We start from the raw sequence: 15,086 nt of genomic DNA on the forward strand, positions 1-15,086 counted from the left end.
TGAAGCCTTCACGCACAATCATGAATTGCGAAAATCCACATCCCGATTATATTATCGAAAACTATATAGCTTTATAATTTTGGATAAGTCATGAAGCGCCGTGTCGCCATCAGCATATTGGGAACCACCCTGGACGCAGGGAAATGGGAAAATCGCTGGAGCCGCTGGCGCCCCAATGTCGCGCTCTGCCAGCAACCGGGCCTGTTCATCGACCGGCTGGAGCTGATCCTCGACAACCACTCGCAAGCTCTCTGTCACCGTATCGTTGCCGACATCGAAACCGTGGCGCCGGCAACCGAGGTGCGGAGCAACATCATCAACTTCCGGGACCCCTGGGATTTTTCGGAGGTCTATACGCACCTCAGGGACTTTGCCCGCAACTACAACTTCGACCCCGAAACGGAAGACTATCTCGTCAACATCACCACCGGCACTCATGTGGCACAGATCTGCTGGTTCCTGCTGACCGAAGCCCGCATCATTCCCGGCCAGCTGCTGCAGCTCTCGCCGCCGCGCGACCGCGAGCCGGAACAGGATTTCGCCGGCACGCATCGGATCATCGACCTCGACCTTTCCCGCTATGACGAGATCGCCAAGCGCTTCGCCTCCGAGCGCGAAGACGCCGCCTCCTTCCTGAAATCGGGGATTTCGACCCGCAGCGCCGCCTTCAACAGAATGATCGACGAGATCGAGAGGGTGGTGATCCGCTCGACCGCGCCCGTTCTCCTGACCGGGCCGACCGGCGCCGGCAAGTCGCAGCTCGCCCGCAGGATCTACGAGCTGAAGAAGAGCCAGCGCAAGGTCAGCGGTCCGTTCATCGAGGTCAACTGCGCGACCCTGCGCGGCGACCAGGCCATGTCCACCCTGTTCGGCCATGTGAAAGGCGCGTTTACGGGCGCCGCCGGCGAGCGTGCCGGCTTGCTCAAGTCCGCCGACAAAGGCGTGCTGTTCCTCGACGAGATTGGCGAACTCGGCCTTGACGAGCAGGCCATGTGCCTGCGCGCGATCGAGGAAAAGAAGTTCCTGCCCGTGGGCGCTGATCGGGAGGCCTCCGCGGACTTTCAGCTGCTTGCCGGCACCAATCGCGATCTTGGCGAGGATGTCCGCAAAGGCAGGTTTCGCGAAGATCTCTATGCCCGGCTGAACCTCTGGACGTTCCGGCTGCCGGCCCTGCGCGAGCGCAAGGAGGACATAGAACCCAATCTCGACTTCGAGCTCCGGCGCTATCTGGAACGAGAAGGCGAAAATGTGACGTTCAACAAGGAAGCACGCGACCGCTACCTGAGTTTCGCAACCGGCTCACAAGCCGTCTGGAGCGCCAACTTTCGCGATCTCTCGGCGTCGGTGACCCGTATGGCGACCCTCGCGCCGCATGGGCGCATCACGACCGACGTCGTTGACGATGAAGTCCGACGGTTGAATGCGTTTTGGCGCAGCTCAAGTGACGACGGCAGGGTGGATCTGATCATTGAAGACGTGCTGGGTGCGGAAGCTGCTGCGCGCCTCGATCGCTTCGACGCAGCCCAGCTTGCCACTGTTCTCCACACCTGCCGTCAATATGCCACGGCAAGTGCTGCGGGCAGAGCCCTGTTTGCGATCACGCGACTGGAGAAAAAGAGCAGCAACGACGCCGATCGCCTGAGTAAATATCTCGCGCGCTTCAGCCTCAGATTCGAGGACATTAGGAAAGCCGGATAAAGGCTTGTGGTAACCGGTGTTCTACTCCCACGTTGCCCTGTCTGGGCTAATCTGTGATCGGCCATGGACGAGCAACGGGAGTTTCTCCATGGAGAGTACATTGGAGGTTTTCACGACCAGGAAGTCTGGGCGTGAGGTTCACCTATAGAACGTCTTCTGGAGCAAAGCACACGTTCCACTGATGCCGCTATTTAACGCATTATTGCTTCAATATCACAGCCGAAGGAACCTCTCAGCCGAGGCCTTCTCCAATCCTGCATTCACGCCAGAGCTACTGTACGCTGCAAATCTACGATGTTGCCTCATCAATCACACGCCCCATGGCATATGACGGCTGGTAACCTGGCAACACGTTGCCAGTGGGTCTGATGGAACGCATCAACGCGTCTCGGGACCTGCCTACGATTGCACCTGCTTTTCGTAAGCCAAAAACGTAAGGACCCACGTCAGCAGGCAGTGAATTGAGCGACAATCCCAACTCTTTATCGGAAAGATGGGCGACAGATGCTGCCAGTTCAGCGACCTTCCTTTCCATCGCCGCGTATTCCTTCGTCAGGAGGAGTACGATGTTGTCAAAATCGCTCCAAAACTCTTCCGGCAAATCACGACGAATCGCGGCCATGTCGTCCCCGGCGGCCATTGCTTCCCACATTGCCAATGGCGTGCAGCGTGAGATCAACGCATGGATACGACGGTACTCGGAGCCTTTGAGTTTGAGGCGCAAGCCATTTGTGAATCTAACGACAAATCCCTCGTTGTCGCGTGGGAGCGTTGCAGTATGGAGCATCATGTCCGCCATATTCCCGAATTCATGGCGTTCGGCCGCACGCCATCCCAACGCTTGGCTGGTCGTTCGAACCTCGTCGTAGGTTACTTCAAGACCTGAAGCGTGGTAGGCCGCCAACATCACCATGGCAGGCTCCGCATATCGCACGACGATTCTGTTTTCCGGATATACCGCCTCGAACAGATATGTCGTATCCGGCGACAGACCGGAGAGATCGTGGGCATCCAAGCGTGCTTGAGCCCATAGGGCCTGTTCGGAGTCGAACGCGCCTTTGGTGGCTGCGTGCCAACGGCCAGCATCATTGAACACGATTATCAGACTACCATCGAGCTTTTCGAACGCCTCAAACGGCAGATCGGGTACGTCGCCATGCCGCTCGTCGGCATTGAAAAACTTCGGAAACGGCGTGGCAACGACCCGACCAGCGCCCTCGTCCACAATGAGACCGCGAGCGATCAGCGAAAACTGATCCCAACCATCCTCATATACGCACCGGGGGGTATAGATGTAGAGCTGCAAAGTACCGGTTGCGTTCTGACGGCGATGGACATGACCGAGCCCTTGGGCTCGCTTCAAGCCAGCGATAAGATCGGGAAACGGGATTTGGCGTGCAGGGTGTATCGGGTCGTTCATCTTTTCACAGCACCCTCTTTTATCGCCTTCAGAATTAATTTTGGCTGATTTATCAATTGTTCAGCCGTTCCACTCCGTCAAACGCGATTTACTAATAGATTTGATCGTCCGCTCTGATGGATGCAACGCCTATTGGGTTCGGACCCCGCACATCCTTTGCCAATGATTTCGCTACTGGCGTTCGCGATCCCCGCGTCGAATCGTGAATTCGATTCGAGATAACGGTTCGATCAATCATGCTCAAAGAAATTTATCTCGCGGCATTATCTAGGCTGCCACAAGGTCTGATTGGGGCACCGCTTACCATCTGTGTCAGTCCCTAAAAATTTCGCCGCCACCCTCTCCACTGTAGCGAATTCTCGTGTTGGCTCGACGGTCAATGGCTGCGTGCCACCGCGCCGGAAAGTTGAACCTTACAGCTATTTTCGCTCAATCGTCGATCTTTGCGCCGGCACGGCGGCCCTTAAGCGCCACCGTCCTTTTCAGCACTCGCCGCCATATGCCTGAGTTCGTCCCAGAGGCTTTCGGCGAAGCTGCGCAGAACAGTGAGTTCGAAGCTGTCATCGCCGGTGCGGAAGATCTGTACGGAGATGTGACCCATCATGGTCATCGCCGAACTGCCTTCCGGGAAAACGGCGGAATCGAGATCGATGGCGGTGCCTTTTGAGAGAAGCAACCGCGAGGATCGGCCTGAGATGCCGATGCGCACGCGCCCGTGGCTCTGGTCCATGACGAAGGCTTTTCCCGCGAGTACTGCCGCAAGGGCGGCAAGGCTGGCGGGGGAAAGTGGCTCGTTGCCGGCGACGAACCATTGGCGGAAGCCGGATTTGCGGATCGAACTATTGGTAAAGCCGGCTTTGGCCAATTCCGCGGCCAGTGCCGCCGGTTCGATCGTGCCGAGCACGTGCAGCAGATGGCCTTCCGGCAGGGCCTCCAGCCGGATGTCTGCTCCGGAAATGCCACTATATACCGCTCCGGCAAGAACCGGTCTGTGCTGGGGAAGATCAGGCATGGAGCTTCTCGTTTTCGGGATCGATGAAGACGGGATGGCAGAGCACCGCATCGGTGTATTCATTGTGCAGGCCGTTCCAGACCGTCACCTTTTCGCCGATGCGTTCCGGTCCTCGCCGGACCAGCGCCAGGCCGATCTTATGGCCGAGCGTCGGCGAAAAGGCGCTTGAGGTGACGTAGCCCTGATCGTTTTCGAGCGTCGCCGCCGCACCCTCGGCAAGGATATGCGAGCCGGTGCGGAAGCCGCTTGCCGGGTTGAGCGGCTTGACGCCGACGAGGCGCGGGCGCTCGGGATCCTGCAGGCCCTCGCGGGCAAGCATCGCCTTGCCGATGAAATCCGGCTTGGTCGATGACACCATGCGGCCGAAGCCGAGATCATCAGGGGTGACCGTGCCGTTGATCTCGGCGTGGGTGACATGGCCCTTTTCGATGCGCAGGACGCCGAGCGCTTCGGCGCCGTAAGCGCAGATGCCGTGTTTCTCCCCGGCCGCCATGATGGCGTCGGCAACGCTTTCGCCGTAGCCGGCCGGCACTGCCAGCTCGTAGGCGCGTTCGCCGGAGAAGGAGATGCGGAACAGCCGGCCTTCGAGACGGCCGCCGAATAGCGACACCTTGCGGGCGCTCATGAAGGGGAAGGCGGCATCGGAAATATCCTCGTCGACGATCTCGGCAAGGATGGCGCGGGACTTCGGCCCGGCCACGGCCATCTGCGCCCATTGGTCGGTCGAGGAGGCGAAGCAAACGTCGAGCTCCGGCCACAGCGTCTGAGCGCAGAATTCGAGGTGGGTGAGCACGCCGGCGGCAAGCGCCGTCGTCGTCGTCATGAAGAAATGCTCGTCGCTGAAGCGGCTGGTGGTGCCGTCGTCATAGATGAAGCCGTCCTCACGCAGCATGATGCCGTAACGCGCCTTGCCGACCGCAAGCTTGGCGAAGCCGTTGCAATAGACCCGGTCGAGGAAGGTCGCGGCATCGCTGCCGAAGATTTCGATCTTGCCGAGGGTCGAGACGTCGCAGAGGCCGGCATTTTTGCGGATGTTCAGCACTTCGCGGTCGACGCTGTCTCGCCACGTCGTCTCACCGGCGCGCGGAAACCAGGAGGAACGGTACCACAGGCCGGTTTCGACAAAGACGGCGCCGTTCTTTTTCGCCCAGCCGTGGAGCGGCGATTTGCGCGCCGGCTGGAAATCCTTGCCGCGCGACGCCCCGGTCAAAGCGCCGAAGGAGACCGGCGTATAGAACGGCCGGAAGGTCGTCGTTCCCACCTCGGCCGGCGACACGCCGCGCGCCTCGGCGAGAATGCCGATGGCGTTGATATTGGAAAGCTTGCCCTGGTCGGTCGCCATGCCGCTCGTGGTATAACGCTTGGCAAGCTCGACATGGCCGTAGCCTTCGCGCACGGCGAGGCCGAAATCCCTAAGATGCACGTCGTTCTGATAATCGACGAAAGCCTTGCCCTTCGAGCCCTTGACCGACCAGAGCGGTTTTGCGGGCTGAGCGGCCTCCTGGACAGCAGCAAAAGCCGGTTCCGCCGCTGCAAAGCCGATCGCCTTCAAGGCGGTAGCTGCCTTTGCGGCTCCATCGCCGAGGCAGGCCGCGATTTCCTCGAGGCCGGCGGCCGAACCGGCAACGGCAAGGCCGTCTTGCGCGGCCGGCGCCAGAAAGGCCGCGGCCTCGTCCGACCATTGCGGCTTGCCGCTGCGGTGGCAGGCAAGATGGATGATCGGGCTCCAGCCGCCCGACATGGCCAGCGCATCGGCGTCGATGCGGCGGGTGCCGCTTGCGGTTTCGACGCTGACGCCGTTGAGGCGCTTGCCGCCGAAGGCATCGATCACCCGGGCGCCCCTCAGCACCTCGGCGCGACCCTGCCAGATCTTTCCCCCATCGGCGCGGCTGTCGACGATCGCCGCGACGGCGAGACCGGCCGCTTCCAGATCGGCCGCCGTACGGTATCCCGCATCGTTGGTGGTGAAGATGACAGTGCTTTTGCCCGGCGCCACCGCCTGCCGGTTGAGATAGCTGCGCATGGCGCCGGCCATCATCACGCCGGGGATGTCGTTACCGCCGAAAACCAGCGGCCGCTCCTCGGCGCCCGTCGCTAGGATCGCCTGGCGGGCGACGATGCGCCACAAGCGTTCGACCGGGCGGTCCGGATCAGGCAGCGCCACATGCTTCTGCACACGCTCGACGGCGCCGAAAACATTGTCGTCGTACCAGCCGAAGACGGTCGTGCGCGGCAGGCGGCGCACATTTTTCAGGCCCTCCAGTTCGGTCAGCAGTTCACCGAGAAGCGCGTCCGCCGGCTTGCCATCGATCGTGCCGCTTTCGGACAGCAGGCTGCCGCCGAGCTCGGGGCCTTCGTCGGCAAGGATGACGCGGGCCCCGGCGCGGCCGGCGGTGAGTGCCGCGGCAAGGCCGGCTGGGCCAGCGCCGATCACCAGCAGATCGCAATGCGCCCAGCATTTCTCGTAGGTGTCAGGGTCGGCCTCGTAGGAGGCTCTGCCGAGGCCTGCTGCCTTGCGGATCACCGGCTCGTAGAGCTTTTCCCAGAGGGCTGCCGGCCACATGAAGGTCTTGTAGTAGAAACCGGCGCTGAGGAAGGGCGAGAGCAGGCCGTTGACCGCGCCGACATCGAACCCGAGCGACGGCCAGCGGTTCTGGCTCCTGGCCGCCAGCCCCTCGTAAAGCTCGATCATCGTCGCGCGCGTATTCGGTTCGGTGCGCCCGCCGCTGCCTGTCGTCACCAGCGCGTTCGGTTCGGCAGCACCCGCCGTCAGGATGCCGCGCGGGCGGTGATATTTGAAACTGCGGCCGACGAGCTGGACGCCGTTGGCAAGCAGCGCCGAGGCGAGCGTATCGCCCGGATGGCCTGCGAGCGCCCTACCGTCGAAGCTGAAGCCGAGGGTCGTGGCGCGGTCGATGCGGCCGCCGGAGGAAAGACGGAAGCTGGTCATGCCGGTTCTCCGCCGAGCTTCGCAAGGGCGGCATCCCTGACGCCGTGGACCGCATGGGTGACGGTATCGCGTTCGACGATCAGCCAGCGGCGGCATCCGGAGGAATGGTGCCAATATTCGCTGTGGCGGCCGCGCGGGTTGTCGCGCAGATAGACATAGTCGAACCAGGCCTGCGCGCCGGCATCCGGCGCCGGCCTGGCAAGGCCGGCATCGCCGCGGATCGAGAATTCCTCTTTCGGCCGCGCGCCGCAATGGGGACAGGAAATCAGGCTCGCCATCGTCAAAATGTCCTCAGTGCAGATTGGGCTGGGCGCCGACGCCCTTTTCGTCGATCGGATAGCCGCGGGCGAAACGGTCGAGCCGAAAGGCGCGGGCGGTCTGATGCGGCGTGTTGCGGGCGATCAGATGGGCGTAGCAGAAGCCGGAGGCGGGCGTCGCCTTGAAGCCGCCGTAACACCAGCCGGCGTTGAGATAGAGATTGCCGATATGGGTGCGGTCGATAATCGGCGAGCCGTCCATGCTCATATCCATCACTCCGCCCCAGGAACGCAGGAAACGTACCCGCGACAGCGAAGGGATCATTGCCACGCCGGCTTCGGCGACATGCTCGACCATCGCCAGATTGCCGCGCTGGGCATAGGAATTATAGCCGTCGATATCGCCGCCGAAGACGAGGCCGCCCTTATCGGACTGGGATACATAGAAATGCCCGGCGCCGAAGGTGACGACATTATCGATGAACGGTTTCAGCCCCTCGGAGACGAAGGCCTGCAGCACATGGCTTTCGATCGGCAGGCGGAGGCCGGCCATATCGGCGACGACGGTGGAATTGCCGGCGGCTGCCAGCGCCAGCTTGCCGCAGCCGATGAAGCCCTTGCTGGTCTCGACGCCGGTCACTTGACCGTTTTCGCGGCGGATTCCGGTGACCTCGCATTGGCTGATGATGTCGACGCCGCGGCTGTCGGAGCCGCGCGCATAACCCCAGGCGACCGCATCGTGGCGCACCGTGCCGCCGCGCGGATGGAACAGGCCGCCCATGATGGGGAAACGCGCATTGTCGAAATCGAGGAATGGCAATTTCCTGCGCACCGCCTGCCGGTCGAGAAGCTCGGCATCGACGCCGTGCAGCCGCATGGCGTTGCCGCGGCGCGTATAGGCATCGCGCTGCGCGTCGGAATGAAAGAGGTTGAGCACGCCGCGCTGCGAGACCATGGCGTTGAAGTTGAAGTCCTGCTCCAGCCCCTCCCACAACTTCATCGACAGCTCGTAGAAAGGATTGTTGCCGGGAAGCAGATAGTTCGAGCGGATGATCGTGGTGTTCCGGCCGATATTGCCGGAGCCGAGATAGCCCTTTTCGAGGACGGCGACATTGGTGATGCCGAATTCCTTGGCGAGGTAATAGGCGGTGGCAAGGCCATGCCCGCCGCCGCCGACGATGACGACGTCGTAATGCGGCTTCGGTGTCGGGTCACGCCAGGCTGGCGCCCAGGCTTTGTTGCCGCGAAGGCCGTTGAGGAAAATCGAAAGAGCGGAATAGCGCATGGATCAATCCGAAAAGAACTGGCGCATGATGCCAGAAAGGCGGCGCGCGACTTGCGCAATAGGGACATCAATGGTTAGAAAAGAGACATGTCCTCCTCCGATAGCAGAAATGTCCAGGAGATCGGCTTCATCCTGATCCCGGGATTTGCGCTGATGTCCTATGCCTCGGCGACCGAGCCGCTCAGGGCGGCCAATCTTCTGGCCGGGCGTGAAATCTATCGCCTGTCGATCTTCTCGCCGGATGGCGCGCCGGTGCTCTCCTCCTCGGGCGTGCCTGTGCCGGCCGAACCGCTTCCCGTCAGGGGGGCCGGCCTCGGCACGGCCTTCGTCTGCGCCGGCGGCTCGCCGCGGGATTGGCGTTATCCCGGTGTGCTTGCCTGTCTCAGGCAGCTGTCACGCGAGGGTGTTCGGATCGGCGGCATTTCCGGTGGTCCTTATCTGATGGCCGCCGCCGGTCTGCTTGCCGGCCGCGACTTCACCATCCATTGGGAACATGCGGCCGCCCTTCTCGAAGCCTTCCCGGATCTCACGCCGCGCCAGGCGCGCTTCATGATCGACGGCAACCGCATCACCTGCGGCGGCGGTATTGCGCCGCTCGACATGATGCATGTGCTGATCGCCGAGCGCATGGGGCCGGATTTCGCCCGCCGCGTCAGCGACTGGTATCTGCACACCGAGGTCAACGAGCCTGCCGCACCCCAGCGCGCCTCGCTCGCCGAGCGTTACGGCGTCCACCATCCCGGCCTGCTCAGCGTTCTCGAGCGCATGGAGGAGACGATCGAGATGCCGCTCGGCCGCGCCGCCATGGCGCGCATCGCCGGTGTTTCCGCCCGCCATCTCGACCGGCTGTTTGCAGCCCATCTCGGGATCACATTCCTCGATCAATATCACCGGATCCGGCTTCAGCATGCCCATCGCCTCTTGAAGCAGAGCCCGCTTTCCGTCTCGGAGATCGCCGTTGCCACCGGTTTTTCCAGTCTGAGCCACTTTTCCCGGATGTTTCGGAACGTCTACGGAATCGCTCCGCGCGAGGCGCGACGGGCATAGGTTTTTCTTCACGGTTGAGAAAATTTCACTATGGCGATAGGGTTGCCCCGGACAAAGCGGAAGGCGGCAGCATGAAATCCAACCGTGAAGCAGCAGTAAATCAACCGGAACAGGCGCATAGCGGACGCGCTTCCCTTTCCCAGGATCCGCACGCTGTTCGGGAGCCGAAGGAAAACAACCTGGAAATGGCGATCGGCCATGAGGTGCGGGCCTATCGCAAGAAACTCGGCATCACGGTCACCGATCTCGCCGCCGCGACCGGCATTTCGCTCGGCATGCTGTCGAAGATCGAGAACGGCAACATCTCGCCGTCGCTGACGACGCTGCAATCGCTGTCGCGGGCGCTTGGCGTGCCGATGACCGCTTTCTTCCGCCGCTTTGAGGAACCGCGCAATGCCGTCTTCGTCAAGGCGGGGCAGGGCATCGAGCTCGAACGCCGCGGCACACGCGCCGGCCACCAGTATAATCTGCTCGGCCATATCGACAACAATTCGAGCGGCGTCATCGTCGAGCCTTACCTCATCACGCTGACGGCCGATTCCGACATCTTCCCGACCTTCCAGCACGAGGGCATGGAGTTTCTCTACATGCTCGAAGGCGAGGTGGTCTATCGCCACGGCGACCAGCTTTTCCAGATGCAGCCGGGCGACAGCCTGTTCTTCGACGCCGATGCGCCGCATGGGCCGGAGCGGCTGGTGAAACTGCCGAGCCGGTATCTCTCGATCATCAGCTATCCCCAACAAGTCACCAGAGGCTGATGTTGCCTTAAAAGAAAAATTTATTCCTACCAGTTGAATACCGCAAACAGAGCTGTTACTCCTTTCGCAACATGAACGGAGGCACGCGCTATGTGCGGCATTGTTGGACTGTTCCTCAAGGACAAGAGCCTTGAACCCCAGCTGGGAAATCTGCTCTCGGATATGCTGATCACCATGACGGATCGCGGCCCGGATTCCGCCGGCATCGCGATCTATGGCGGAACGGCTGAGGGCAAAGCGAAAATCACCATTCAGTCCGCCAATCCGGGCGCGGACTTCGAAGGCCTTGCCGGCGACCTCGATAAGGCCGGCATTAGAGCCGAGGTCTCGGTCAAGAGCACGCATGCGGTCATCGAGCTCGCAGCCTCGAAGCTCGGCGCCGTGCGCAAGGCGCTTGAAGAAATCCGCCCGGCGGTCCGTCTGATGGGATCGGGCGAGAGCGTCGAAATCTACAAGGAAATCGGTCTTCCCAAAGACGTCGTGGCGCGCTTCGGCGTGCGTGCGATGAGCGGCACCCACGGCATCGGCCATACCCGCATGGCCACGGAATCCGCCGTCACCACGCTCGGCGCCCATCCGTTCTCGACCGGCGCCGACCAATGCCTGGTGCACAACGGCTCGCTCTCCAACCACAACAATCTGCGCCGCGAACTCATCCGCGAAGGCATGAGCTTCGAGACGCAGAACGATTCCGAAGTCGCCGCCGCCTATCTGACGGCCGAGATGGCCAAGGGCAAGGATCTCGGCCAGGCGCTGACCGGTGCGCTCGACGATCTCGACGGCTTCTTCACCTTCGTCGTCGGCACCAAGTCCGGCTTCGGGGTGGTGCGCGATCCGATCGCCTGCAAGCCCGCCGTCATGGCCGAGACCGAGCAATATGTCGCCTTCGGCTCGGAATACCGCGCGCTGGTCAACCTTCCCGGCATCGAGAATGCCCGCGTCTGGGAGCCGGAGCCGGCAACCGTTTACTTCTGGGATCACGACAAGGCCGCCTGAGGGGCGCCTGAAAGCAGGAGCCGGCCGAGACCGTCTCCCCCGACCAATGAGGACCCAATGCCCACATTCGATCTTGCCAACACCCCTCTTCGCGAGCTGAACAGCGCGCTGCACGCCCTTTCCAAGGGCGCCAACGACACCGAATTCGAAGTCGTCAACCCGCGCGGCAGCCATGCCGTCGCCGTCGGCATCGACAGCCCCGTCACGGTCGCCGTCAGAGGCTCGGTCGGTTATTATTGCGCCGGCATGAATGACGGCGGCAGGGTGACGGTTCATGGCTCTGCCGGCCCAGGTGTTGCCGAAAACATGATGTCCGGCACCGTCGTCATCGAAGGCGACGCCAGCCAGTATGCCGGCGCCACCGGCCAAGGCGGCCTGCTCGTCATCAAGGGCAATGCGGCCTCGCGCTGCGGCATTTCGATGAAGGGCATCGACATCGTCGTGCACGGCAGCATCGGCCACATGTCGGCCTTCATGGGCCAGTCCGGCCATCTCGTCGTGCTCGGCGACGCCGGCGATGCGCTGGGGGATTCGCTCTACGAAGCCAAGCTTTTCGTCCGCGGTGAGGTCAAGAGCCTCGGCGCCGACTGCATCGAGAAAGAGATGCGGCCCGAGCATCTGGAGAAGCTTGCCGAGCTGCTCGACAAGGCCGGGGTCACGGACGTCAGGCCCGAAGAGTTCAAGCGCTACGGCTCCGCCCGCAAACTCTACAATTTCAACATCGACAACGCCGACGCGTATTGAGGCGAGGGACATCCATGAGCTACCACAACCCCTATACCCCGCCACGCAAATCCGCGACCTTCGACGACTATACGCTCGCCGAAATCCGCCGCGCGGCTGCCACCGGCATCTATGACATCCGCGGCGCCGGCACCAAGCGCAAGGTTCCGCATTTCGACGACCTCTTGTTTCTCGGCGCCTCGATCTCGCGCTATCCGCTCGAAGGTTATCGCGAGAAGTGCGACACCACGGTGGTGCTCGGCTCGCGCTTCGCCAAGAAGCCGATCACGCTCAAGACGCCGATCACCATTGCCGGCATGAGCTTCGGCGCGCTGTCCGGCAATGCCAAGGAAGCGCTCGGCCGCGGCGCGACGATCGCAGGCACCTCGACCACAACGGGCGACGGCGGCATGACCGACGAGGAGCGCGGCCACTCGCAGACGCTGGTCTATCAGTACCTGCCGTCGCGCTACGGCATGAATCCTAAGGATTTGCGCCGCGCCGATGCCATCGAAGTCGTGGTCGGCCAGGGTGCCAAGCCCGGCGGCGGCGGCATGCTGCTCGGCCAGAAGATCTCCGACCGCGTCGCCAATATGCGCAACCTGCCGAAGGGCATCGACCAGCGCTCGGCCTGCCGCCATCCGGATTGGACCGGCCCCGACGATCTGGAAATCAAGATCATGGAGCTGCGCGAGATCACCGATTGGGAAAAGCCGATCTACGTCAAGGTCGGCGGCGCGCGTCCCTATTACGACACCGCGCTTGCCGTGAAGGCCGGCGCCGATGTCGTCGTGCTCGACGGCATGCAGGGCGGCACGGCGGCGACCCAGGACGTCTTCATCGAGAATGTCGGCATGCCGACGCTCGCCTGCATTCGTCCGGCCGTCCAGGCGCTGCAGGAGCTCGGCATGCATCGGAAGGTGCAGCTTATCGTTTCGGGCGGCATCCGCTCCGGCGCCGACGTCGCCAAGGCGCTGGCGCTCGGCGCCGATGCGGTGGCGATCGGCACGGCCGCGCTCGTTGCCATCGGCGACAACGATCCGCACTGGGAAGAGGAATATCAAAAACTCGGCACGACGGCCGGCGCCTATGACGATTGGCACGAAGGCAAGGATCCGGCCGGCATCACCACCCAGGATCCGGAACTGGCAAAACGCCTCGATCCGGTCGCGGCCGGCCGCCGCCTTGCCAACTATCTCAAGGTGATGACGCTCGAGGCGCAGACCATCGCGCGCGCCTGCGGCAAGAACCACCTGCACAACCTCGAGCCGGAAGACCTCGTCGCACTGACGATCGAGGCATCGGCCATGGCGCAGGTGCCGCTCGCCGGCACCAACTGGATCCCCGGCAAGACCGGCTTCTAAGAACACCCGGCCGGGCGCGTTTGGGAGGATGCGGCCGGCTTCATCATCAAGTGTCTAAGATCAACATAAGGGGACAAACGTGACACTCGACCTCTCGCAATATGCCGCCGAAAAAGGCATCAAATATTTCATGATCAGCTATACGGACCTGTTCGGCGGCCAACGCGCCAAGCTGGTCCCCGCCGAAGCCATTGCCGATATGCAGAAGGACGGCGCCGGCTTTGCCGGCTTCGCCACCTGGCTCGATCTGACGCCCGCCCATCCCGACCTGTTCGCCGTTCCCGACGCCTCCTCCGTCATCCAGCTGCCCTGGAAGAAAGACGTCGCATGGGTTGCGGCCGACTGCGTCATGGACGATCGGCCTGTCGAACAGGCGCCGCGTGTGCTGCTGAAAAGACTGATCGCTGAGGCTGCGAAAGAAGGGCTCAGGGTGAAAACCGGCGTCGAGCCGGAATTCTTTCTGATCTCTGCCGACGGTTCGGTGATTTCGGATCAGTTCGATACCGCCGAAAAGCCCTGCTACGATCAGCAGGCGGTGATGCGGCGCTACGACGTCATCGCCGAAATCTGCGACTACATGCTCGAACTCGGCTGGAAGCCCTATCAGAACGACCACGAGGATGCGAATGGCCAGTTCGAGATGAACTGGGAATATGACGACGTTCTGAGGACGGCGGACAAGCACTCCTTCTTCAAGTTCATGGTCAAATCGGTCGCCGAGAAGCACGGGCTTCGCGCCACCTTCATGCCGAAGCCCTTCAAAGGCCTGACCGGAAACGGCTGCCATGCCCATATTTCGGTCTGGGACCTCGACGGCAAGGTCAACGCCTTCGCCGACAAGGAAATGGCGTTCGGCCTCTCTGCTCAGGGCAAGACCTTCCTCGGCGGCATCATGAAACATGCCTCGGCGCTTGCCGCCATCACTAATCCGACGGTCAATTCCTACAAGCGCATCAACGCGCCGCGCACGACTTCGGGCGCCACCTGGTCGCCGAACACCGTCACCTGGACCGGCAACAACCGCACCCATATGGTGCGCGTGCCGGGGCCGGGGCGCTTCGAACTGCGCCTGCCTGATGGGGCGGTCAATCCGTATCTCCTGCAGGCGATCATCATCGCCGCCGGCCTCGACGGCATCCGCAGCCAGGCCGACCCCGGCCCGCACCACGATATTGACATGTATGCCGAGGGGCATCTGGTGAAGGACGCGCCGCGGCTGCCGCTCAACCTGCTCGATGCGCTTCGCGCCTACGATGCCGACGAGGGCTTGAAGGTGGCGATCGGATCGGAATTTTCCGCCGCCTACCTCAAGCTCAAACATCGGGAATGGAATGCCTATTGCTCGCATTTTACCGAGTGGGAGCGGATGAGCACGCTCGACATCTGAAGGACCGACAGACTCCTCAATGACCACCGACACGCCGGGGCTGACAAGCTTCGGCGTGTCGCATCCCCGGGCACCTGATCTGGCCAAGGAAGAGACAGCATGAAAAACGTCGTACTCACCGTATCCTGCAAATCGACGCGCGGCATCGTTGCGGCGATTTCGAGCTATCTGGCGGAGAAGGGCTGCAAC

At 62.3% G+C, this 15,086-nt stretch carries 12 protein-coding genes and 1 pseudogene; 8 read left to right on the top strand and 5 right to left on the bottom strand.

The features are described 5' to 3' along the window. Positions 1-90: 90 nt before the first annotated feature. On the top strand, positions 91-1,698 hold the full coding sequence (gene rtcR / locus CO671_RS15965; RefSeq protein WP_097606727.1) for an RNA repair transcriptional activator RtcR: 1,608 nt from the start codon (positions 91-93) through the stop codon (positions 1,696-1,698). Between the two features lie 289 nt (positions 1,699-1,987). Here the strand turns inward: rtcR and CO671_RS15970 are convergent, their stop codons facing one another. The 5 genes from CO671_RS15970 to CO671_RS15990 all read right to left on the bottom strand — a co-directional run bounded on the left by CO671_RS15970 (position 1,988) and on the right by CO671_RS15990 (position 8,622). Continuing rightward, the gene (locus CO671_RS15970; RefSeq protein WP_097606728.1) at positions 1,988-3,118 is read right to left on the bottom strand and encodes an RNA ligase; all 1,131 of its coding nucleotides are present in this window, start codon (positions 3,116-3,118) and stop codon (positions 1,988-1,990) included. A gap of 463 nt (positions 3,119-3,581) precedes the next feature. Then, entirely contained in the window at positions 3,582-4,130 is a 549-nt protein-coding gene (locus tag CO671_RS15975; RefSeq protein ID WP_097606729.1) for a sarcosine oxidase subunit gamma family protein, read from the bottom strand. Continuing rightward, complete coding sequence (locus CO671_RS15980) at positions 4,123-7,080, bottom strand: sarcosine oxidase subunit alpha family protein (RefSeq protein ID WP_097606730.1); 2,958 nt, start codon at positions 7,078-7,080, stop codon at positions 4,123-4,125. The genes CO671_RS15975 and CO671_RS15980 overlap by 8 nt, the downstream gene beginning before the upstream one ends. Then, a complete protein-coding gene (locus tag CO671_RS15985) occupies positions 7,077-7,358 on the bottom strand; it encodes a sarcosine oxidase subunit delta (protein ID WP_097606731.1) in 282 nt (93 codons plus the stop codon). Before CO671_RS15985 ends, CO671_RS15980 begins: the two co-directional genes overlap by 4 nt. Before the next feature lie 13 nt (positions 7,359-7,371). Then, on the bottom strand, positions 7,372-8,622 hold the full coding sequence (locus CO671_RS15990; protein ID WP_097606732.1) for a sarcosine oxidase subunit beta family protein: 1,251 nt from the start codon (positions 8,620-8,622) through the stop codon (positions 7,372-7,374). Between the two features lie 87 nt (positions 8,623-8,709). On the opposite strand from CO671_RS15990, the gene CO671_RS15995 reads away from it, so the two are divergent. The 7 genes and pseudogenes from CO671_RS15995 to purU form a co-directional block, all read left to right on the top strand. Further along, complete coding sequence (locus CO671_RS15995) at positions 8,710-9,669, top strand: GlxA family transcriptional regulator (protein WP_097606733.1); 960 nt, start codon at positions 8,710-8,712, stop codon at positions 9,667-9,669. Positions 9,670-9,740: 71 nt separating this feature from the next. Beyond that, the gene (locus CO671_RS16000) at positions 9,741-10,427 is read left to right on the top strand and encodes a helix-turn-helix domain-containing protein (protein WP_097606734.1); all 687 of its coding nucleotides are present in this window, start codon (positions 9,741-9,743) and stop codon (positions 10,425-10,427) included. Positions 10,428-10,517: 90 nt separating this feature from the next. Further along, positions 10,518-11,423 (top strand): glutamine amidotransferase family protein, encoded by a 906-nt coding sequence (locus tag CO671_RS16005; protein WP_097606735.1) that lies wholly within the window; start codon positions 10,518-10,520, stop codon positions 11,421-11,423. 57 nt (positions 11,424-11,480) lie between these two features. Continuing rightward, complete coding sequence (locus CO671_RS16010; protein ID WP_040141323.1) at positions 11,481-12,167, top strand: GXGXG domain-containing protein; 687 nt, start codon at positions 11,481-11,483, stop codon at positions 12,165-12,167. Between the two features lie 14 nt (positions 12,168-12,181). Beyond that, positions 12,182-13,510, top strand: coding sequence for an FMN-binding glutamate synthase family protein (locus tag CO671_RS16015; RefSeq protein WP_097606736.1), 1,329 nt, complete (start codon positions 12,182-12,184; stop codon positions 13,508-13,510). A 79-nt stretch (positions 13,511-13,589) separates the two neighbouring features. Next, positions 13,590-14,897, top strand: coding sequence for a type III glutamate--ammonia ligase (gene glnT, locus CO671_RS16020; RefSeq protein WP_097606737.1), 1,308 nt, complete (start codon positions 13,590-13,592; stop codon positions 14,895-14,897). 99 nt (positions 14,898-14,996) lie between these two features. Continuing rightward, positions 14,997-15,086: pseudogene (purU, locus tag CO671_RS16025) on the top strand (formyltetrahydrofolate deformylase); the annotation flags it as partial.

Origin of the sequence: Rhizobium sp. M10 (assembly GCF_002531955.1) — a bacterium.
Classification (GTDB): domain Bacteria; phylum Pseudomonadota; class Alphaproteobacteria; order Rhizobiales; family Rhizobiaceae; genus Rhizobium; species Rhizobium etli_C.

Bases quoted from the DNA above. Each gene is read 5' to 3' on its own strand.
- rtcR (WP_097606727.1), top strand. From the start codon at position 91: ATGAAGCGCCGTGTCGCCATCAGCATATTGGGAACCACCCTGGACGCA.
- CO671_RS15970 (WP_097606728.1), bottom strand. From the start codon at position 3,118: ATGAACGACCCGATACACCCTGCACGCCAAATCCCGTTTCCCGATCTT.
- CO671_RS15975 (WP_097606729.1), bottom strand. From the start codon at position 4,130: ATGCCTGATCTTCCCCAGCACAGACCGGTTCTTGCCGGAGCGGTATAT.
- CO671_RS15980 (WP_097606730.1), bottom strand. From the start codon at position 7,080: ATGACCAGCTTCCGTCTTTCCTCCGGCGGCCGCATCGACCGCGCCACG.
- CO671_RS15985 (WP_097606731.1), bottom strand. From the start codon at position 7,358: ATGGCGAGCCTGATTTCCTGTCCCCATTGCGGCGCGCGGCCGAAAGAG.
- CO671_RS15990 (WP_097606732.1), bottom strand. From the start codon at position 8,622: ATGCGCTATTCCGCTCTTTCGATTTTCCTCAACGGCCTTCGCGGCAAC.
- CO671_RS15995 (WP_097606733.1), top strand. From the start codon at position 8,710: ATGTCCTCCTCCGATAGCAGAAATGTCCAGGAGATCGGCTTCATCCTG.
- CO671_RS16000 (WP_097606734.1), top strand. From the start codon at position 9,741: ATGAAATCCAACCGTGAAGCAGCAGTAAATCAACCGGAACAGGCGCAT.
- CO671_RS16005 (WP_097606735.1), top strand. From the start codon at position 10,518: ATGTGCGGCATTGTTGGACTGTTCCTCAAGGACAAGAGCCTTGAACCC.
- CO671_RS16010 (WP_040141323.1), top strand. From the start codon at position 11,481: ATGCCCACATTCGATCTTGCCAACACCCCTCTTCGCGAGCTGAACAGC.
- CO671_RS16015 (WP_097606736.1), top strand. From the start codon at position 12,182: ATGAGCTACCACAACCCCTATACCCCGCCACGCAAATCCGCGACCTTC.